We start from the raw sequence: 19694 nt of genomic DNA, 5'->3' as shown, positions 1-19694 counted from the left end.
TGGTACTCTATCAACTATCCATTCATCCTAACTATGGTATTCTTCAAATATACCATGTATAACGTAAGTAGTACGCAATCGCCCAATTATTTACAATTGAAAAAGCACCGCTAACTTGCAGCGGTGCTCCATTCAATCTATTTTATTATTGGACGGTTTCTTCTACTGGTAATTGTTCTTTTATATAACGCAACACAGGCTTACGCGCTGCCTTCGTTTCATCTAGACGACCAATGACTGTTGTGTGCGGTGCTTCTTGAACGATTTCGGGATTTTCTTCTACTTCCTTGGCAATTTGAATCATCGCTTCGATGAAGTTATCCAATGTTTCTTTGGACTCCGTTTCTGTCGGCTCGATCATCATAGCCTCTTCCACGTTCAGTGGGAAATAAATAGTTGGCGGGTGGTAGCCAAAGTCTAGCAAACGCTTCGCCATATCGAGCGTACGTGCGCCAAGCTTCTTCTGACGACGACCAGACAAAACAAATTCGTGTTTACAGTGCTGTGTATACGGAAGGTCGAAGTATGGCTCAAGACGACGCATCATATAGTTCGCATTGAGTACTGCGTATTCCGTTACAGCTTTTAAGCCGTCTGGACCCATTGAGCGAATATACGTATACGCACGTAGGTAAATACCGAAATTTCCGTAGTACGGCTTTACACGACCAATGGATTGTGGCACATCATAGTTCAAGATGAAACGATCATCTACCTTTTCAACAACGGGTTTCGGCATAAAGGCAGCCAATTCATCCGTTACGCCTACTGGACCTGAACCTGGGCCACCACCGCCGTGAGGACCTGTAAACGTCTTATGCAAGTTTAAGTGAACCGCATCGAAGCCCATGTCGCCGGGGCGTGCTTTAGACATAACGGCGTTCAAGTTTGCTCCGTCATAATACAACTTTCCGCCGACTCCGTGAACCGCTGCTGCCATTTCTAGGATATCTTCCTCGAAAAGACCCAGCGTGTTTGGATTCGTCAACATCAATGCCGCTGTATCCGGACCTACTTTTGATTTCAAGTCTTCAAGATCTACTAAGCCTTTTTCATTCGATTTAACTGTCACTGTATCAAAGCCTGCAACCGTTGCAGAAGCCGGGTTCGTTCCGTGAGCAGAGTCCGGAACAAGTACTTTCGTACGTTGTGTATCACCGTTTGCTTCGTGGAAGGCACGGATCATCATCAATGCTGTCCACTCGCCATGTGCACCCGCTGCAGGTTGCAACGTAACTTGTGGCATACCCGTGATTTCAGCCAAGTGTTCTTGCAAATCATACACTACTTCGAGTGCACCTTGTACAGTAGATTCGTCTTGTAGTGGATGAACGCGTGCGAATCCTGGGAAACGAGCAACCGCTTCGTTGATTTTCGGATTGTATTTCATCGTACAAGAACCTAATGGATAGAATCCTGTGTCGACACCATGGTTACGGTTGGACAATGCAGTATAGTGACGCATGATGTCTAGTTCGGATACTTCCGGCAATTCCGCGTCTTCCGTACGAATTACACCTTGAGACAAAATGGACGTAACATCTACTTCAGGTACATCTAATTCAGGTAAGCTATAACCGATTCGGCCAGGTTGGGATAGTTCAAAAATGAGTGATTGATTGTCCTTATGCATGGATAGCCTCCAGTTCTTGCACGTATGCATCGATTTCTTCTTTCGTACGTTGTTCTGTTACCGCGACTAGTGCGTGATTTGCAAGACTTTCGTCCACAAGACTCAAATCGTATCCACCGATAATCCCTTGATCCAGCAAGCGTTTGTTAACGTCTTTAATCGGTGATTTGCAATCTACAACCAGTTCATTGAAATGAGCAGCACCGAATTTCACTTCGAAGCCAGCTTTTTCAAATGCTTGTTTCGCATAAGCCGTTTTCGCGATATTCTGATAGGCGATTTCCTTAATTCCTTCTTTACCAAGAGCTGTCATCGCGACAGATGCCGCAAGAGCGTTCAGTGCTTGGTTCGAACAAATATTGGATGTTGCTTTGTCGCGACGAATATGTTGTTCACGCGCTTGTAATGTCAGTACGTATCCTCTACGCCCTTGATCGTCATTCGTCTCACCAACTAGACGGCCAGGAACTTTACGCATCAACTTTTTCGATACAGCAAAATATCCGCAGTGTGGTCCCCCGAATGATTCCGCAATTCCGAATGGTTGTGCATCTCCAACCGTAATATCCGCTCCAAGCGCTCCTGGGGGTGTCAATAGTCCAAGTGCAAGTGGATTCGCCGAAACGATCGACAATGCACCGTTTTCATGTGCAATATCACTGATTGCCTGAAGATCTTCTACTTGTCCGTAGAAGTTCGGGTATTGAACAAGCACCGCTGCAGTCTCATCATCAATCATTTCTTTAAGCTTATCGATATCTGTTACACCGTTTGTATGTGGAATCGTTACTACTTCAATGTATTGCCCGTCAGCGTATGACTTCACTACTGCGTGTGATTCGTTGTGAACAGTAGCGGACACGAGTAACTTCTTACGACGTGTATGACCTGCAGCAAGTGTTCCTGCTTCAGCAAGTGCCGTGCCTCCGTCATACATCGAAGAGTTCGCTAACTCCATGCCTGTCAATTCACAGATCATCGTCTGGAATTCGAAAATCGCCTGTAACTCACCTTGTGAAATTTCGGGCTGGTATGGCGTGTACGCCGTATAGAACTCAGAACGTGAAATTACATGATCTACGATGATCGGACGATAGTGATCATAGACTCCCGCCCCTAGGAACGAAGCATAATCTTGAGCGTTGATGTTTTTCGCAGCTAAACGTCCAAGTTCTTTCAAAAGAGATGTTTCGGATTTCGCAGGTTTGATCTTATACTCGCCTTTGAATCGTACTTTTTCCGGAATATCCGAAAATAGTTCATCGATGGAAGAAATTCCGATTGTTTCAAGCATGTCTTTCTGGTCTTGCTCCGTCATAGGTAGATAACGATGCTTCATAATAGTTTACCCCTTTTCACTTATGATCTTTTATAGAAAGGTGTTGCGATGACTTTTGCCTTCAGACGTTTCGTGCGGATTTCCACTTCAACTTCTGTGTCGAGCTCAGTGAACTCCGTTGACAATAGCGCAAAACCGATGTTCTTCTTTAATGTAGGAGACTGCGTACCAGTTGTGACTTCACCGATCTCTTTGTCGCCCGCAAATACTTTATATCCAGTACGCGGAATCCCTTTATCGATCATTTCGAGTCCAACAAGCTTACGTTCGACACCTTGTTCTTTTTGCTTCACCAATACATCTTTACCAATGAAGTCTTCTTCCTTATTCACTTTCACTACGAAACCAAGTCCTGCTTCGAATGGAGAAATATCTTCTCTTAGCTCTTGACCGTATAGTGGCAGTCCCGCTTCAAAGCGCAATGTGTCTCGTGCACCAAGACCTGCAGGTACGACACCATCTTCTTTGCCTTCTTGCAAAATCTTTGACCACAAGTTTTGGATGGCTTCAGGTGTACCGTAGATTTCAAATCCATTTTCTCCTGTATAACCAGTACGTGAAACAAGAACATCTTCCCCGCCTACTTGAACATCCTCTTTAAAGCGGAAAAATTTGATCTCTTCAAGCGACTCATCCGTCAGTTTCTGTAATACCGACTCTGCCACAGGACCTTGCAGTGCAAGTAATGCGTAATTGGAGGATTGGTTATCGATGACGACATTGTCAATTTGTTGTTTTTCCATCCAGGCAACATCTTTTTCAATATTGGATGCATTGACTACTAATAAATAGCGCTCTTCCTCTAATTTATAAATTAAGAAGTCATCAATTGTTCCACCTTGCTCATTACACATCACAGTATACTGCGCTTGGCCGATTTTCAGTTTGGAAACATCATTCGTCACGAGCTTCTGCAAATAATCGAGTGCGCCGCTACCACTGACAAACACTTCTCCCATATGCGAGACATCAAACAAACCCGCTTTTGTACGAACGGCTTCGTGTTCTGCCTTAATACTCGAGAACTGTACAGGCAACTCCCAGCCGCCAAAGTCGATCGTCTTGCCTCCGTACTCTTTATAACTTTCAAATAACGGTGTACGTAATAATGGATTCGTCAAACTGTTTCCTCCTTTTTGTTCTGATCAAGGATCGATCAGTATGTAATTCATCAAAAAAGGACAGGGGTCTCCTATAAAAGAGAACCCCTGTCCTTTTGCCTGAAAGCTTTACAGTTTCCATACTTTCTTCGGCCGCTGATTACTCAGCACTCTCCAGAGATGCGTCATGTATGCGTTTTGTTACCTGAGAGATTCATAACATTCGTTACTTGCTCCTTCGGCGGCGCCTAATGCGCGCTCTCCCCATACAATCATTCGCATGATTCAATTAATTTTTTCTTCACTGATATCTTAACATTACATAGAAGTAAGCGCAATCTATTTCTTAAGAGCACATAAAAGCGAATGATAGTTTAACTACAAACTAAATCATTCGCTTTTATAATGAGTTATTGATATCTTTCGATTTGAAAGATAATATATTCCGCAATATCCGTTAAAGATTTGCCCGTAGTCTCTACAGTGAAATGAGAAGACTGTAAATACCTCGACTTGCGTTTTTTATAAAGAGCTTCTAATTCTTGCCGCGAAGATTGTTGTACGATCGGACGATTGACATCAGTTGAGATTCTTCGCCAAATATCGCGGAATGATGCATTGAGGAAAAATACGATACCTGTTTCGCGCATCAGGTGTATATTCTCTTCTCTTACCGCAACACCCCCACCCGTCGCCACAATACAATATTCTTCCGGGAATTTTTCAAGGAATTCTGTCTCCAACTGTCGGAAATATAATTCTCCATACTGATCGAATATTTCCGGAATCGTCATTTGCATTTGTTCTGAAATTTCATGGTCCATATCAAAGAACGGAATGCCTGTTAGCGTATGCAGCCGTTTACCGATTGCACTTTTTCCACATCCCATGAATCCCACTAAATAAATCCTTTTCATTTTCATCCATCCCGTTTCATTAATTCAACTGCTTTATGCTCATAATAGGTTTCGAGCCAGTCGTATATTCTGTAGATACTATCATGCCATGAAACGAGGGAGAAAAGAAAGAGACTTACGAAAAATAATAGAACAATCGCGAAAATAAATGATCCTCCCTTCTCATTTTTGATATAATCCAATTGCAAACGTCCTTTCTTTACGCATTCCATCCTTCATTTCGACAACAAGCTTCAATTCGCTATCTTTCAAAGTAAATTTACTGGATTTCACATTCATCAATAATGGAACATGGCCAGTTCCATTTACTACCTTACGAAGCATTTCATCGTATTGCTGAATAGTGATAATTCCTCTCTTCGTATGAAACGTCAAGCGAGTAGGTTTTACTTCCTCCACTACAGTTACTACTTCCAATAATTCCTGTAACTCTAATGAAAATAACTCCCACTCCCCTAGTAAATCTCCTTGATAAACTTTCTCCACGGGCGCTTGCCAGTAGAAAAACAGAATGGTAAATTGGATTAACATCGTGAATATAAGTAAATGAATGATACTCTCAACTAACGAATATCCTTTTTCATTCAACCGTTTCATATATTCACACATCTATGACTTTCTATTTGTTGAATGTCATATGCAACGCAAATCTGTCTATCACTAACTGTCCAAGTATAGTGCAAATCCTCATGTGATCTACGTCCTGTTGTTTGTCCTGATGATTTATATAGAATAGCTGCTTGATAGGCAGTTTGGGTTGCAATCATCGCTTGCTTTTTTTCGGTAGCAGATGACGTCAATATGTTAGCCATTGGTAATGAAGATCCAAAAATCACCATGACTACGAGTAACGACAACATAGCTTCTGGCCACGATTGCCCTTTTTCATTCATTGACAATCATCCTTCCTCTTTCAAATTGGAATGAGACTGATATATTACCTTTACTTTGTGTGGTGATGGTTATTTTACCTGTATTAATCAAATAACCTGTATTAGCAAAATCTAATTGTCTTAGTGGAGAATGTTTCGTCCTGTACATTCCTTCAGGAAATTTCCCACTTAATACTTCGAATAAATCATTTGAAACCGCTTTGTAAGCTCTACCATCTTCTTCAAATTTCAAAGTGACTCTTTGCTGATTTGTGATCGCATATAATTGCGTTTCATGAACCGTCGTCATGAATTGCTTCAGCGCATCTTCTTCGGTTATTCTTTGCAGACGCTTTTCACTAAACGGAAGAATAACGGCTGTTAAAATCATCATAATAGATAGAACAAGCAAAAGTTCCAAGAAAGTGAAACCTTGCTGACCTTTGACAACTTTCTTAGCCACCGTCTTTTGGTGCCGTCACTTTTCCGTCCCCGTCGATTGATATCGCTTTACCATTCGGACACGCAGGTTCAGCCGGTAAATACCCCTCTGTGGTCAGCGATGAAATCGTCGGAATCGTTTTTTTGTCCATCTTATATGCTTGCACTTGGCCTTCCACCATTTTGACGTACGCTTCGCATCCCTTTTCATCTATCGATTTAGAATGCTTCGTAACATTTGGGATTGCGATTAAGATCAATACGGTGATAATCAGCAATACGATCATCATTTAAAACAGCCTTTACTGTAGTTTTCAGTACACCCAAAAGCTTGGTTTAAAGAGGTGTAAATCGCTTCCTTTGTCTATTTTCTTTGCTCTATTTATCTGTCCTTGTATATTTCCGTGGTTTTTATGTGAGTGGACCACCTAAAAAGACCACATTCCGTAGTATTAAAATGTGATCCCCGAAAAAAGACCACATATGATTAAGAACCTTCTATATAATGTACCTTTTTTCTGATGCGTCCAAAAATAAAACAGCCACCTTCTCAATAGAGTAGGCGGCTGTTTTAGTATCATTTTTTATTCTTCAGTTTTTCTAATAGATTGTTCACTTTTTCACGAGAGATGTGTGTTTCATCAATCAACAGTTCAATTCTGTATTGCTGTTCTTCTAAGCTGATAGAGACTATATCGCCCTCATGAAAGATTTCATCTACTTGATCGACCTGTATCAGGAGTTGATTCTCCTCTTCAGGATATTCTAAAAATACGTATGTTCCTTCTTCAATTCTGTCCAATGTATACTTTTTGCTCATCGCTCACACGCCCATCCATCTTTGTCTCGGTCCATCTTGGACTGATATGCAGGGTGGCCCTTAGATACACCGTTAGGATAAACTTTGCGCAACTCTGTGCAGTTTTTGAAATTAGTTTGAGTCACAGGCTTTGCAACAGGTTTAGAAGGGACTGGCTTTGGTTTGACTGGTGTCGGCTTTGCTACCGGTTTAGATGGTTTAGGCTTTGCAACAGGAGTAGATCCCTTGCCACAACTATTTGCTACCGAGTGCTTTGCACCATTAGTCGTCACTGTGATATTGCAGTGAATAGGTGTTTTGTAAGTCTTTGCTCCAACATTTTTCAAACGCGCTTCAATCGCAGCATGTGGGTGTCCGTAGCTATTGTTTTTTCCGTAGCTTAGGATCGCTACACTTGGCTTGACATTACTGATAAATGCAGCCGAACTACTCGTTTTGGATCCGTGATGACCATTTTTAAGAACTGTAGCTTTGACATCATATTTCGATCTAATATAATCCTCTGTGACAGTATCAGCATCACCCATAAGCAAGAACGACACTTTGTTATAAGTGATTTTCAAAACGATTGATGCAGCATTGCTGTCTTTCCCTTTTTCGTCTGCAAATAGTACACGTGTAATTAATTGTGGATCAAGTGCCAACTTGTCCAGTTCCTTTGCAACTGTAAACTTGATGTTCTTTTTGTCGATTAGCGACAACAGATTATAGTACGTTTGTGACGTGTGTACATAACCGGAATCAATAAAGTTTGTTACCGGAAATGCATTTAATACAGCTTCCAGTCCACCAATATGGTCTGCATCTGGATGTGTCGCTACCACGTAATCCAAACGTTTTACGCCTTTTTCTTTTAAAAATGAAACGACCTTACTTCCAGCGGCCTTAGGACCACCATCCACTAACATGTTTTTATCGTTTGGTGACTGAATTAATACTGCGTCTCCCTGACCCACATCAATAAAGTGGACCTTTAATTCTTTTGCGGCCGCATCTGTAGAGATCGGCAGTAGACTGATGGCTAGCACCATAGTCATGATAATCATTACTAACTTTTTCAACCAAAACACTCCTTTTGTCATATTCAAAGATTATCATAGTATGTATGTAACTGGTTGTCTACATAATTTTCCAACTATATAATTACAAATCATGTAGCTAACCCATTAAAAATGTACTAAGATACGAATTAATAGAAAGGAGCGTCTGTAAATTGGGTAGGAAACGTCTTGATTTGATAGGTGACCGATATGGTCGTTTGGTAGTTAAAGAAGAGTCAGATCGCAAGGGTAAGGCGCGTTGCTATTTATGCATTTGTGACTGCGGAGAGGAAAAAATCATCCTTTTGAAAGATCTTCGATCAGGTAATAGTAAGTCATGTGGCTGTCTACAAAAAGAGAAGGCACGAAATAATGCGCTGGATTTAGCAGGCAAACATTTCGGAAAATTAACCGTCGTAAGAAGAGATGGGAGCATGGGTAGTAACGCAATGTGGGTATGCACGTGCGACTGTGGTGGTGAGATAAAAACTTCTAGCGGTCAATTAATGCAAGGTTCGACCAAATCATGCGGTTGCTTACAAGCCAATATCGGAGAAAATGTGCAAAAATATATTAATGAAAACCTAATGGTTGACGGTGTATTTATAGCCATACTAAAAAGTAAAATCAGGAATGATAACAATACTGGAATTAAAGGAGTATTTCGGGTAAAAAGAAAAAACAGCATCAAATATCGGGCTTCGATTGGTATAAAAAACAAACAATATCACTTGGGGTATTTTGATACGGTAGAAGAAGCTGCTGCTGCACGTAGAGCTGGCGAGGAAAAGTATCATCAACCGTATTTGGAGTGAGAACCTAGCCAACCGGGGCCGGGTTCTTTTTATATTAATCCAAGCACTGAACGCTAACAATTTCAATTACCGGTCTTCGGTCTCGCCCAAACGGATCTTCTATTACTACAGTTTTGCTATGTATATTGATTTCTTTTATTTTGCCTTGGTAATAAGTTATCTTTCCATCCTGCCAGGTTCGGATTTCTGTTTCACACTGTCGCTTGAGGGCCATTTCAAGTGTTTCTTGGATGTTGTCCCAGTCGAACTGGTCCATCTGTGGTTGCTCAATATAATCATCCTCTGCCTGCCATTCACGTAGTCGCTCCAAGTGTTCCGGAATAAAGAGTGACGTCCACTTGATGTTGCCGCGGTCTCGATTACCTTCCATTATAAGACCACCCTTTCTTTCTGAACTTCAGGAACAGCTGCTAATACATTGTCGATGAGAATGGTGCGTTTGGATTTCCGTAGATAGCAATACGCTCTAAATGTAGAATCCCCTACCTGCAAGACGTGATCCGTCGTTTGCTGATTGATCCATTCTTGGCCATGTACATTACTTCTAAAGTTTCTCCATACTTTACTGACTTCTGTAATATTTTAAGCATACTTGTTCCCCTCTTCAAAATTATTATAGGGAATGAATGTTCGTTTGTAAAGCACCAATATATTGTAATTACATATTGTTACATTAAATGTTCAATGTTACAATAAATCTAATTTCTATAAGGAGGTGAAAAAATGTATCCTTGGATGGAGAGACCAACTGTACTTGAGGAATGGCCAGAAAATATAGATCGCATTCTAGCGATTGATGAAAATGGCATTCCTGAATTAAAAAGTATCGTTAATCCATCTAATGATTTATTGCAATGGTTCACTATTACTGGAGTTATGCTTACTCAACAAGAGTTTATGAATGCTAGAAAGAACTTTGTAAATTTAAAGTCAAAATACTGGAACGAAGGATTATTTAATGGACAAAGAGTAGTTTTCCATTCTAGAGATATAAGAAAGAAAATAGGTGCTTTTAATCCGCGCTTTGTTAATCCGGAAGATTTGAAAGCAGATATTGATCAACTCCTAGTTGAACTTGACTATACTATTTATACTTCATCAATAGATAAGTTTGCTCACGGGAGACAATACATATATCCATATCCTGTATACGATTTATGTTTTGAGTTTGTTTTGGAGAGATTTTGCCATGAGTTGAGAAATAATAGACACACAGGTTTAATAGTTATGGAATCTCGCGGTTTCAAAGAGAACCAAGTGTTATTAAAAACTGCTATGAACTTACTAAACAAAGGGAATCGATATTACTCTTCTGATGAGTTTAGTTTAATCAAAGGTATATACTTTAATCCTAAGAGAACTAAAAATAAAAAGCTTTCTTTTCCCATGATTGAATTGGCTGATTTAGTTTCTTATCCCATCCATAGTTACGTGAGAAAAAATACTGAAGTAACTGGGTTCAACATTATAAAAAACAAATTATATAATCATCCAAATTACAGTGGTTTTGGTATGAAAATATTCCCTAAATGAAGGTGGTAATACGTATGACTACTAAAGTAACACAAGAAAATTCTATTAAAAAAACAGAAAAGTCGATTAGAATTAGTGATTGGAAAGCTTCAAAAGAGAAACTCGCTCATCATTGTATTGATAACGAACAAGCGATTATTAATATGTCCGTAAACATTGGAGATATATTTGAATGTTTTATAGGTGAGAATGTCGGTGAAGAACAATGTAATGAACGACCTGTTTTAGTTGTTTCAAAATCTTTATACAACAAAAGTTCCGGGAGAGTTACCGTTGTTCCACTTAGTAAAAACATTCGGACAAAAGTTGTACAGAAACAAGGCCAATCCAAAACAGTTTTAAAGGTGCAGACACATTTAAAATTAAATAAGTCTCAGTTTCCGTTTTTAGATTCCGATTCAGTAGCAATATGTGAACAAGTAAGGACCATTAGTAAGGCAAGATTGTCTAAACGGTTAGGATCCATTAACTATGAGACATCAAGCCGTATTAAGAATAAACTTAAGTTATTGCTTGACATGAAGTAAAGCTGTGTTATGATTTATATGATATTAATTTCTAATTTGCTTACCTTTGTAAGCACTTGACACAAATTACTGGTTTGAGGTTATCTCAAACGCATGTCAGATGACATGTAACATAATTGTGGTTTTCTTTAGGACCCTAAGGGTCCTTTTTTATATTAATTAAAAACAAAAGCACCCCAAATCCAACCTGACAGGGCGCTTTTCTAAAGAATGCCCTCGCATTATTTATAGACAAATAAAAAAGCGACTCCGTCCACAATGGATAGAGTCGCTTTATACGTTTATTTAAATTCTTTTATCCCAGCACCAATCATCAGTGCTACTAAATCGCCGTTAGCCGCGGACCCATCTGCTTGCTTTTTAATCCATGCAGAGGAATATCCTCGTTCTGATGCCGCCTTAACTGTAATCTCTTGCTGTAATTTGCTACCTAAAAACGTTTCTACTTCTTTACGCAACGTGCCGGACGTAAATTCTAACTCGATCGTTAGCTTCTCTGGTGCAGGTGACGGCTTAGGTTTATTCGGCACTGCTGCCACATCCTTTCTACCTCCAGCATAATTAACTATTCCCTGTGCTGTCAGTAACGCTAGTTTTTCCACTTCATCAATCAAGATAGTTTCATCATTGTAATTTGAAATGAAAGCATACTCTACAAGAACAGCCGGCATATTTGTTAAGCGCAAAACCGCAAAGTTCGCTCTCTTTCTGCCGCGATCACGAATATCGATTTGATTAGCGATTGAACTGTGTACAGCGTTCTGTAGTTTTGTTGTAGCGGCACTAACACTACCATTATAGACAAACGTCTCGAAACCTGTTGCTGATGCTGTAGCTGAGTTGTCGTGTAAGCTGAAGAAGTAATCGGCTCCCCAAGCGTTAGCTACTCTTGCACGCTCTCCCAACTGAATAAATACATCAGTTGAACGTGATAGTCTCACTTCATGCCCATAACTTTCGAGAATAGTTTTCAGTCGTAAAGCTACTTTTAGTACATTGTCCTTTTCTCGTGAACGTTTTCCAACAGCGCCTGGGTCGTGACCACCGTGACCTGGATCGATAAAGATTTTACTCATCGCCAAACACCTCATTTTCTGGATTCTGATAACATTCCTCGCACATCATTTCACCATTAAACTGTTCCAGTACTTCGATTTCTTTTCCGCACACTACACATTCTGTTTTATTCAAATTATTTCAGCCCTTTCTTTTTATCTTTTCGTGGCTCTTGATATCTCATTGCTTGATCGCTGTCATCAGTACCGTCAGTAGTAGGATCTACGACAATACCTAAGATAACGAGTAAAGCAAACACGGAGTTAATGAATTTAGTAGCTTCAAGGCCAATCAAATCGGCCGCTAATTCCACACCAAACCATGCTGCGACAATCTGCAAGACCAACAAAAAAGCCGGCACCAAGGCCAGCCAGAACAACTTATTTTTCGCACGTACTTTCCAATTAATTCTCATTTTATTTCTCCTCTCATTTTAAAAACTGTATTAAAGCAGCTATCCCTGCTAAAATTCCGCCTGATCCTGCAAATGCGCCGACAACTCCCAGTACGATTTTCTCGCGTGTAGAGAAACGCTTTAGTGTAATCCGCTCATCTACATGGATTACGTCACGTTCTGTTTGCAGGCGTTCTTTGTCAGTCGCGAAATAATGGTCCACGAATTTATTTAGAATGCTTCTGGTTTCTTGACCGTCTTTCATGACGGTCAGTTCTAAATTCGTTTGTGAAGACTTAATTTCTGCAACCTGAACCGTGACTTCTTTGACTTGTCCCGTGATTACCTCCGCTTGTGTGCTAAAGTCCAACTGCGCTTTCTCGACTTTTTCCAGCCGTGGTATAATATCATGATGTATCAATTCATCGTGTCTTTCGAGCATGTCCAGCTCCTCCTCCGTCTGCGTCATATCTCACCCCACACCCTTTTCTCTATTTAGGAAAATAAAAAGAACGCCCCGGAAAGGGCGCTCTTAAGAAAAAATCAATTAAACTATCGTGACAGTATATCCGTCAGGCTGTAATACAAGCGTTTTGTTACATTCAACATTTATTTCTCCGCTGTTTAACTGAGTCATTTTTAATGTTGTTCCATCGTGATACTCTGCTACAGAAACAATCTTATCCGGTAGTTCTTCCACAGTAAACTTTATCCTTTTTCGACCTTCTGTATCAATTCTCATTTCTTGCACAGATTCATCTCTCCTCTCTATCTTCCAATATTCGACAGAAAAGAAGGAAATCCTTTTTATTGTTGTTGCACATTATGTTACAACAGTGTATTTAATCACAATAAACTATCTTTGAAACAAATGCTTTAACACTTTTCAAGCCAAGCTCATTAGCTAGTACAGCCCTATGGTTTCCTCCAGAGCCAACTACCATATTACCATTGGGAAACATAACCAGACTAAAAGAATTTAATCCCTCATTAATCCACCCGTTTTTCTTTACTGATGCGATTAACTTTTTCATTTTATTATCTTGAAAAACCGTTTCATAGCTATAATTACTAGCAAGTGCTACTATTTTTGAGGGGTCTATTTCTATAATTTCACCTTTCAATCTTTTAATTTCCCTATCTTTATTTATATCAAAGAATTCAGTTGCAATTACATCTGAATCTCCCCATACTTTTTTCAAAATTTCTCCTCCATTCGTTATATACAATCATATAACAAGTGGAGAAGTGACTTCTAATTTGAGCTAAATAGTTTTAGTATTCGACCAAAATCTCATTTACTCAAGATGTAAAATAGTGTCCGCATTATTTCTCCACTTCAACTGCCAAATACTCCCCCACCGGAACCTGATACTGGTTGCTGCGCATATGATCCGAATGTGCATTAGAAGTTTTCTCTTTCTACATATACTTCTCCATTCCATTCCAATGTTTGCTTAACAGCAATAGACCTCTTTAAGAAATACCATCTCGTTAAGTCATTTTCTTCGAAGGCCTGATTACATTCTTGTATGAACAAAAAATCCTTTTCATCTATAAATAAATCTGGATCATCTTCTGGAATTTCGACAATATATTTATACGTTGCTACATGGTCTTCTCCCTTACCTCGCATCTTTTCATCTTCTGCAGCCGTCAAATATACTACGGGCTGACCTACAGCACGTGGATCTTCACCGTCATGACGATCACTACCTACTGTAGGATTTAAAATTGATAACTTTAAATACGAACTATGATATAGCTTCATAAAGCATCCTCCCTTTAAGAATACTTTACCAGTCTCCCTTAAATAACTACAAGTTATGCTACGCTTAATTTATTCGTCAATTCATCATATTCACTTTGCGACAGTCGATTTTTCAACAAGAAAATATCCAATTTGAACTACACGTCCTCTTTAGATGAATACGCTACACAATCTACTAGTGATTTACATGATCTGTATGTTGGCGTATATTTTACTCCAAAGAAAAGGGCCCGCTATCACATGACCCTTACAGATTTCAGTAATCAGAACTCAGCCCACAAAAGACGAGCGGAAACCGATGCTCGAATGAGCATTCGATCGCGGATTGTCGCCATACGCATAGAACACACCAGCATTTGAGCCAATCGTGCAATAGCCGCCCCGCGACACAAATTTAGAACCTCTGTTATCGGAGGAGATGTAATCGCCCCCATGTGATTCCTCGTCGATTTTAGCGAGGGCATGATATTTTATTAGTTCAGGTATAGTATAGGCGGAAGCGGCAGGAAGAGTCTCGATAGCCCTCCCTAGAGGCTTTGTCATTTCGGTTACCCTTTTACTATTCATAACTAATTGACCGCCCTCCGAATCAAAGTACACACCAGTTGCCAACCATTGTGTTAAGTCATCTTTCGGAGTCTCGAAGTTGTTGTCATTGTGAAGGTAAATTTGTCCTTGTTCAATACGTAATCCATCAACCCATTCAATAACATTACCATTAAGATCAAAAATGCCCGCAGGCGTGTGATCGTGACTCCAAGTAGCAGGTCCGGTTCCGGATAACGTTTTTAAAGTTTTTCCATCGCCGTCTTTCGTGTCACGGATAGCTGTTTCGTGAGTCGCTGCATGATCACCACCGTAGTTGTTGTTACCGCGTGGCATCGTGCCATTTTTCTTACTCCACAAAGCAATGGCTGCCCATTCTGCATTCGTCATCATGTGCCAACCTGTTCCTTTAGCTTCACATGCCGCCTTTGCGTTATCCCAGTTAATAGAATGTGCAACAGATTGAGCTGGCAACGAGTAAGCGCGGTTGTCATGGATGACGTTTTGGTACTTGGAAATCCAAATCCCATCCTTTACTACTCCGTTAACAATGAAAGCTGGATGCGGAGTGTCGGGCGCTCCTGTAATGACATCTTTCAGGTTGAATCGCGGCACCCATACCATTACGGAAGGGTTTCCTTTATCGTCGTACATCACCGTATTACGCCCGCCTGTTGCCGCCTCTACTGATTGTCTGTATGTGTCTTTCATCGATAAGATAAATGGCATTATTGAATTCCCCCTTCATTCAGTTCCTGTTCGTTTAAAGTTGCTTTTTCTTGTCCATAACCTTCAGGCAATGCCCACAAGCGCAATTCTATTGTCGACAAATCCAAGGCGCGTTCCACTCGCTTATACTGCATCTCTCCCTCGTCATCTTCACCATTCGGAACGAACTCGTATTGACGAGCAGGAATAACGATTGTCGCTACGTACCAAGCGCCTAAACCTTCACGCATAGTCTCTAGTTGGTTATCCAAACAAACATCGACAACGTGCTGTACATCTTTTTGTTTTGATGCCAAATCAATGAATACTTGACCACCAATTTTCAATGTAGTTCCAGACAGTCCAACCTTTGCTTTCGTACCTTCATTTACGTTTGTGATAATCACAAAAACCACTCCTTTTCTATCAAATGTTTGGATTTAATAATGTCCATAAAAAAGAGACCGACTTCGCCGATCCCGTCATACGCACCTTGAAACCATTTTGCGTTTTATCGTATACTTCCAAATCTCCCGCGAGGCCTGTGTCGCCGCTTGTAATAGACAGTTGCACGTCATAGTTAGGTGCGTTCAATTGCGCAAAACCTTTAAGACTTACTTGCACGAATGGATCAGCACTTCTGAAATAGCCGTTCGATCCAGAGCTTGTAATGGTAGATGCGCCCTGCAAGAACTTTTGTTTCTTGTATCTTTCGATTTCTAAGACGTTCCACCTAGACAACTGTAATGCCATCTGTGCAGCTAAACCGATATCTAAATGGGCTACTAAAATACCATTTTCGATATTATTCATATTCGTTTCATCTAGTGGCGTACCTTCATAGGTCACCTTTCCTGTCACCTCGTTGATGATGTCATCTTCCCACTCTGTAGGTCCGATATAATTCCTAACCATCATTTAGTCCCCTCCCCAATACTGACATCAAAGATAAATTCAAAGAGACGACCTCTGCGCTCTTTGTGCTCCACTCTGTCTGTTAATGTAACAAAAACATCTCCATCTTTATCATACAAGCGTACCCTGGTGACGAAGCCAGTTGGATCTTTCGTTGTCAAGTACACGTGTTTCTTTACGACAGAACCCGAGATAATACTTCTCCGCATACCGATAGGTCGTGTAATCGAGTCGATCGTGTAATCTGCGGATACTACTTGGTTATCGATATAATTCGAGAGTTTCTGTAGTGCTTTCTCGCTAATCTCTACCGCCATCCGTATCATTCCTTTCTGTTAGCTCTAGCGCTTCCACAACGCTTGAGTCGAGATATTCCATTTGTTCTTTTTGCTTCGATGCTGAAATCAGTTGTATCGGAATCGGCAGGATATAGCTGTTTAGTTTTCACGTTGTTTATATCCGATACACCTATCGAACTTTCCTGATTCAAAAACAAATACGCACCCTGAATTTCTCCCGGCTGCGTCATTTTAGTTTTTATTGAATCGAACGTTCCGATTAAGTTTGTGGCGCTAACCTTTACCGCCCAGTCAGAATGAAATATTAATCCCGGAAAGCGCATAGTTTTTAGAACAGAGACGCCTGCTTCGCTATGAACACCAACTCGTGGGATAACGACTTTGGAAATCCCTTCAAACGGCATTTTGGTCCGAATACTTTCGAAAACCCTGACACCAGTCGTTGTACTTAGCTTCACTTTATTGTTAACCAACAAAGACTTCCCAAGATATGGGTCTATCTGTTTGTTTCCGCATCTTCTTTGGCCAGAAACGAAAGGTGTTCCAATTCCCATCTCTGCACGCAAAAGCATTTCAATCGGAATGTTTTTCGTGAACCCGTCGCCAATCCGCATCCTGTATTTGATAACAGGAGCAATCGTCATCTTCTCCGGGTCTAGTTGATGTAATACGCCGTTAACCAGGACGTAAAAAGATGAACGTAAGTGGGCGGGTTTAGTTTCTTCTACCGCATCAAATACAGCTCTTTTAAGCGGCGTTCCTTCAGGCACGACAATGCGGAATCGGTATTGTCTGTCGTACTCATAAACCTGTGCTGAACGTCTTTCTGTATAGCTGTCTACAATAGACTTCATTCTACTTCGGGTAACGGGAGCATATTTGTTAAGCTCCAATAAAACACGCTGGACACGTGCGTTTGGGTCTCTTTTATCCTCTTTGTTGTCAATGCCTAGCATGTATTCCCAGTGCTCAATGGACCATGTGGAATTTTGAGGATAAATCTCACGCTTCAAATCCATGATGAACGCAGATAGATTGTCCATTATTTTCCCGTTTGCTTCGAATATTGACAGGGCGAGGTCGTCATTGTTGTAAATCGGCGTAACAGATTCCAACATCTCTCTGCCTATTTCTGTTGTGATTTTAAGAGACAAAGCTCATCACCTCGATCACACCAACAAACGCGCGCTCGTCCACCTGCAGTATAATGTTGTTTTCAGTTCCGTTTACAAGTAAACCGTTGTGATCCTGGACGCCGTTAGTATTAGTAATGATGGCGTTTAACTTCATGTATCGTACGCTTGTTTTATCTGATAGATAGTCGTTGATGTTAAGCTTTATACTTTCTTCCACATCTTTCAATTCATAGCCATCTTTGATTTGCAAATTCAGTTTTAGTGCCAATAGGATAGGTGTTAGCGTGTCCACTGTTACCGTTGATCCTATAGGAGCAACACCCTCACCCATACCATCCACCGGATCGATGTAGGTCTTAACTGATTGAATCAACTCAACGGTAGCCAGTTTATTTTCGGTATCAGTTATCAACACCTTCACCGTACCGTCTCCATCCCACAAGGGTAATATGATAGCGTTACCGACGCCAGGCACTTCTTTTGCCCATCTCTTGTAATCGTTCTTCGCTCCGCTCAATGGTTTATTTCGGTTTCTATCCAATATGCGTTCGCGTAACGAGTCGTCACTTTCAGCTTCAGCTCCACCTTCTGTGGGAAGGTTGTTGGTTATGCGAGTTAAACCTTTGATCGGTTCTGTAACGCCTACAATGGAGTTGTCAGGTACAATTCCGACCACTCCAGGCTCTACGGCCCGAATAGACAACACGATACTTCCCAACTCACCGATTTCTCCGCTTTCCATAACTTCAAACAGCAAAGACTCTTCGTTTTCATCACCTATCGTCGTTACAATAGTCCCGCTAGGTACGACGGTTCCTTCCGTACCTGTAAACGTCACTTCGCCCACCGCGCTAACCGCCGCACGCCGATATACCCCAACCGGATCCCCGTGCCAATCCAAAAACTGCCCTTCGGCGAATTGAGGAAACTTCATCATCAATGCGATTGTCAGTTCATAGCTAATTAAACGATCCGCAATCATCGCTGTAGGTCTGGTGTGATCCCAATATAAAGACCCCTCCGCTGTATCTGTATTTAGAGGGGCCATGCGGATCATCTCGTCGTGCATTCCATCTTCAGTTCCCTGCAGAAAATCAGGCAGCTTGAATTCTTCCACTTAATTCACCGCCCCTCTGTATTTCTACGTCGTCGATTCCATATACACTTTCCAACTGAAACGAAATCCAACAAGAATCACCTTCCCAGTCGAAAGAGAAGCGTTCGACCGATACGGTTCGTTCATCTACCATCAAAGCTTCTGTGATAGTTCTCTTGATTTCACTCTCCGCAATACCCCTTGGATATCCAGCAGAAATAATGGATTGAAATTCCACGCCGAAATCCGAACTATAAGCCGCATATTGATAGCGTTCCGTCAAGCAACACTTAACCGCCCAAAAGCGATAAGCGTCCACAGGTCCACCTTTTACAGTGCGACCGGTACCAGTTACCACCAAGCGCTCTTTTTCGTAGTCGAATTTATAGCCGTTTATCTCACGCAACTCTTCAACTTCTTCATCAGCCATCAAATCAGGAGCGTCAAACGATGGGTATAATTGTTCCGTCATCATTCCACCAACCCGACTAATACAAATGTATGACCGTCCTCAATCGGGATGCAGAGCACGCGGTCATTCGGCACAAATGTCAAACCCCTCAGCTTATGATAGTCAGTTGATGGAATCGTCGCGCCGAATCCGTCGATTAATAAATCCAACTTTGAATCAAGCGTTCCGAAGACCGAAAAACTAATATTCTTTTCGAATATTTCATTTGCCGTATCAGTTAATATTCCAGCCATTTCGTTCACTACATTGTTCATCGACATTTCT

Annotated in this window: 29 protein-coding genes and 1 riboswitch; of the genes, 3 read left to right on the top strand and 26 right to left on the bottom strand. The window is 41.0% G+C overall.

Features of this window, described 5'->3' with window-relative positions; all coding sequences use genetic code 11:
* Positions 1-145: 145 nt before the first annotated feature.
* The 10 genes from gcvPB to CSV72_RS17210 all read right to left on the bottom strand — a co-directional run bounded on the left by gcvPB (position 146) and on the right by CSV72_RS17210 (position 8183).
* Positions 146-1633 carry an aminomethyl-transferring glycine dehydrogenase subunit GcvPB gene (gene gcvPB, locus CSV72_RS02375; protein ID WP_099676938.1) on the bottom strand — a complete coding sequence of 496 codons (1488 nt, stop codon included), beginning with the start codon at positions 1631-1633 and terminating at the stop codon, positions 146-148.
* The gene (gene gcvPA, locus CSV72_RS02370; protein WP_099676937.1) at positions 1626-2972 is read right to left on the bottom strand and encodes an aminomethyl-transferring glycine dehydrogenase subunit GcvPA; all 1347 of its coding nucleotides are present in this window, start codon (positions 2970-2972) and stop codon (positions 1626-1628) included. Before gcvPA ends, gcvPB begins: the two co-directional genes overlap by 8 nt.
* Positions 2973-2992: 20 nt before the next feature.
* Entirely contained in the window at positions 2993-4093 is a 1101-nt protein-coding gene (gene gcvT / locus CSV72_RS02365; RefSeq protein ID WP_099676936.1) for a glycine cleavage system aminomethyltransferase GcvT, read from the bottom strand.
* A 162-nt stretch (positions 4094-4255) separates the two neighbouring features.
* Positions 4256-4348: riboswitch (glycine riboswitch) on the bottom strand.
* Positions 4349-4482: 134 nt separating this feature from the next.
* Positions 4483-4989, bottom strand: coding sequence for a shikimate kinase (locus CSV72_RS02360; protein WP_099633579.1), 507 nt, complete (start codon positions 4987-4989; stop codon positions 4483-4485).
* Positions 4990-5151: 162 nt separating this feature from the next.
* Positions 5152-5586, bottom strand: a complete 435-nt coding sequence (gene comGF, locus CSV72_RS02350; protein ID WP_158232127.1) for a competence type IV pilus minor pilin ComGF — start codon at positions 5584-5586, stop codon at positions 5152-5154.
* Positions 5583-5882: a hypothetical protein gene (locus CSV72_RS02345; protein ID WP_099676934.1), complete on the bottom strand. Its 300-nt coding sequence runs from the start codon at positions 5880-5882 to the stop codon at positions 5583-5585. Before CSV72_RS02345 ends, comGF begins: the two co-directional genes overlap by 4 nt.
* Positions 5875-6324 carry a competence type IV pilus minor pilin ComGD gene (gene comGD / locus CSV72_RS02340; protein ID WP_099676933.1) on the bottom strand — a complete coding sequence of 150 codons (450 nt, stop codon included), beginning with the start codon at positions 6322-6324 and terminating at the stop codon, positions 5875-5877. The genes CSV72_RS02345 and comGD overlap by 8 nt, the downstream gene beginning before the upstream one ends.
* Positions 6317-6592, bottom strand: coding sequence for a competence type IV pilus major pilin ComGC (comGC, locus tag CSV72_RS02335; RefSeq protein ID WP_099676932.1), 276 nt, complete (start codon positions 6590-6592; stop codon positions 6317-6319). The genes comGD and comGC overlap by 8 nt, the downstream gene beginning before the upstream one ends.
* Positions 6593-6879: 287 nt before the next feature.
* Positions 6880-7122 carry a DUF3006 family protein gene (locus tag CSV72_RS02330; RefSeq protein WP_099676931.1) on the bottom strand — a complete coding sequence of 81 codons (243 nt, stop codon included), beginning with the start codon at positions 7120-7122 and terminating at the stop codon, positions 6880-6882.
* Entirely contained in the window at positions 7119-8183 is a 1065-nt protein-coding gene (locus tag CSV72_RS17210) for an MBL fold metallo-hydrolase (protein WP_158232126.1), read from the bottom strand. The genes CSV72_RS02330 and CSV72_RS17210 overlap by 4 nt, the downstream gene beginning before the upstream one ends.
* A 152-nt stretch (positions 8184-8335) precedes the next feature.
* Here CSV72_RS17210 and CSV72_RS02320 point away from each other — a divergent pair, with 152 nt between their 5' ends.
* Positions 8336-8977, top strand: coding sequence for a hypothetical protein (locus CSV72_RS02320; RefSeq protein ID WP_099676929.1), 642 nt, complete (start codon positions 8336-8338; stop codon positions 8975-8977).
* A 34-nt stretch (positions 8978-9011) separates the two neighbouring features.
* On the opposite strand, the gene CSV72_RS02315 is transcribed toward CSV72_RS02320, so the two are convergent.
* Positions 9012-9347, bottom strand: a complete 336-nt coding sequence (locus tag CSV72_RS02315) for a YolD-like family protein (RefSeq protein ID WP_099676928.1) — start codon at positions 9345-9347, stop codon at positions 9012-9014.
* Between the two features lie 353 nt (positions 9348-9700).
* Between CSV72_RS02315 and CSV72_RS02310 the strand changes: the two genes are divergently transcribed.
* Positions 9701-10510 (top strand): DUF3800 domain-containing protein, encoded by an 810-nt coding sequence (locus CSV72_RS02310; RefSeq protein WP_099676927.1) that lies wholly within the window; start codon positions 9701-9703, stop codon positions 10508-10510.
* 14 nt (positions 10511-10524) lie between these two features.
* Positions 10525-11037: a type II toxin-antitoxin system PemK/MazF family toxin gene (locus tag CSV72_RS02305; protein ID WP_158232125.1), complete on the top strand. Its 513-nt coding sequence runs from the start codon at positions 10525-10527 to the stop codon at positions 11035-11037.
* Positions 11038-11318: 281 nt separating this feature from the next.
* On the opposite strand, the gene CSV72_RS02300 is transcribed toward CSV72_RS02305, so the two are convergent.
* The 15 genes from CSV72_RS02300 to CSV72_RS02235 form a co-directional block, all read right to left on the bottom strand.
* Entirely contained in the window at positions 11319-12113 is a 795-nt protein-coding gene (locus CSV72_RS02300) for an N-acetylmuramoyl-L-alanine amidase family protein (protein ID WP_158232124.1), read from the bottom strand.
* The gene (locus CSV72_RS17110) at positions 12106-12228 is read right to left on the bottom strand and encodes a hypothetical protein (RefSeq protein WP_255407578.1); all 123 of its coding nucleotides are present in this window, start codon (positions 12226-12228) and stop codon (positions 12106-12108) included. Before CSV72_RS17110 ends, CSV72_RS02300 begins: the two co-directional genes overlap by 8 nt.
* Position 12229: 1 nt before the next feature.
* Positions 12230-12508, bottom strand: coding sequence for a phage holin (locus CSV72_RS02295; protein ID WP_099676924.1), 279 nt, complete (start codon positions 12506-12508; stop codon positions 12230-12232).
* 13 nt (positions 12509-12521) lie between these two features.
* Positions 12522-12929 carry a hypothetical protein gene (locus CSV72_RS02290; protein WP_099676923.1) on the bottom strand — a complete coding sequence of 136 codons (408 nt, stop codon included), beginning with the start codon at positions 12927-12929 and terminating at the stop codon, positions 12522-12524.
* Positions 12930-13034: 105 nt separating this feature from the next.
* Positions 13035-13238, bottom strand: coding sequence for a hypothetical protein (locus CSV72_RS02285; protein WP_099676922.1), 204 nt, complete (start codon positions 13236-13238; stop codon positions 13035-13037).
* A 91-nt stretch (positions 13239-13329) separates the two neighbouring features.
* Positions 13330-13689 (bottom strand): ParB/RepB/Spo0J family partition protein, encoded by a 360-nt coding sequence (locus CSV72_RS02280; protein WP_099676921.1) that lies wholly within the window; start codon positions 13687-13689, stop codon positions 13330-13332.
* Between the two features lie 203 nt (positions 13690-13892).
* On the bottom strand, positions 13893-14258 hold the full coding sequence (locus CSV72_RS02275) for a hypothetical protein (protein WP_099676920.1): 366 nt from the start codon (positions 14256-14258) through the stop codon (positions 13893-13895).
* 270 nt (positions 14259-14528) lie between these two features.
* Positions 14529-15533 (bottom strand): SUMF1/EgtB/PvdO family nonheme iron enzyme, encoded by a 1005-nt coding sequence (locus CSV72_RS02270; RefSeq protein WP_099676919.1) that lies wholly within the window; start codon positions 15531-15533, stop codon positions 14529-14531.
* The gene (locus CSV72_RS02265; protein WP_099676918.1) at positions 15533-15919 is read right to left on the bottom strand and encodes an AAA family ATPase; all 387 of its coding nucleotides are present in this window, start codon (positions 15917-15919) and stop codon (positions 15533-15535) included. The genes CSV72_RS02270 and CSV72_RS02265 overlap by 1 nt, the downstream gene beginning before the upstream one ends.
* A 19-nt stretch (positions 15920-15938) precedes the next feature.
* Complete coding sequence (locus CSV72_RS02260; protein ID WP_099676917.1) at positions 15939-16430, bottom strand: signal transduction protein; 492 nt, start codon at positions 16428-16430, stop codon at positions 15939-15941.
* Complete coding sequence (locus tag CSV72_RS02255) at positions 16427-16744, bottom strand: hemolysin (protein WP_099676916.1); 318 nt, start codon at positions 16742-16744, stop codon at positions 16427-16429. Before CSV72_RS02255 ends, CSV72_RS02260 begins: the two co-directional genes overlap by 4 nt.
* 5 nt (positions 16745-16749) lie before the next feature.
* Complete coding sequence (locus tag CSV72_RS02250; protein ID WP_099676915.1) at positions 16750-17880, bottom strand: putative phage tail protein; 1131 nt, start codon at positions 17878-17880, stop codon at positions 16750-16752.
* The gene (locus tag CSV72_RS02245; protein WP_099676914.1) at positions 17870-18979 is read right to left on the bottom strand and encodes a baseplate J/gp47 family protein; all 1110 of its coding nucleotides are present in this window, start codon (positions 18977-18979) and stop codon (positions 17870-17872) included. Before CSV72_RS02245 ends, CSV72_RS02250 begins: the two co-directional genes overlap by 11 nt.
* Positions 18957-19430 carry a DUF2634 domain-containing protein gene (locus CSV72_RS02240; RefSeq protein ID WP_158232123.1) on the bottom strand — a complete coding sequence of 158 codons (474 nt, stop codon included), beginning with the start codon at positions 19428-19430 and terminating at the stop codon, positions 18957-18959. The genes CSV72_RS02245 and CSV72_RS02240 overlap by 23 nt, the downstream gene beginning before the upstream one ends.
* Positions 19430-19690 (bottom strand): hypothetical protein, encoded by a 261-nt coding sequence (locus CSV72_RS02235; protein ID WP_099676912.1) that lies wholly within the window; start codon positions 19688-19690, stop codon positions 19430-19432. The genes CSV72_RS02240 and CSV72_RS02235 overlap by 1 nt, the downstream gene beginning before the upstream one ends.
* Between the last annotated feature and the right edge of the window lie 4 nt (positions 19691-19694).

It is taken from the genome of Sporosarcina sp. P20a (genome assembly GCF_002743175.1).
Classification (GTDB): domain Bacteria; phylum Bacillota; class Bacilli; order Bacillales_A; family Planococcaceae; genus Sporosarcina.
Note: the sequence above shows the minus strand (reverse complement) of the source record. Positions and strands in the feature narration are given on the sequence as shown.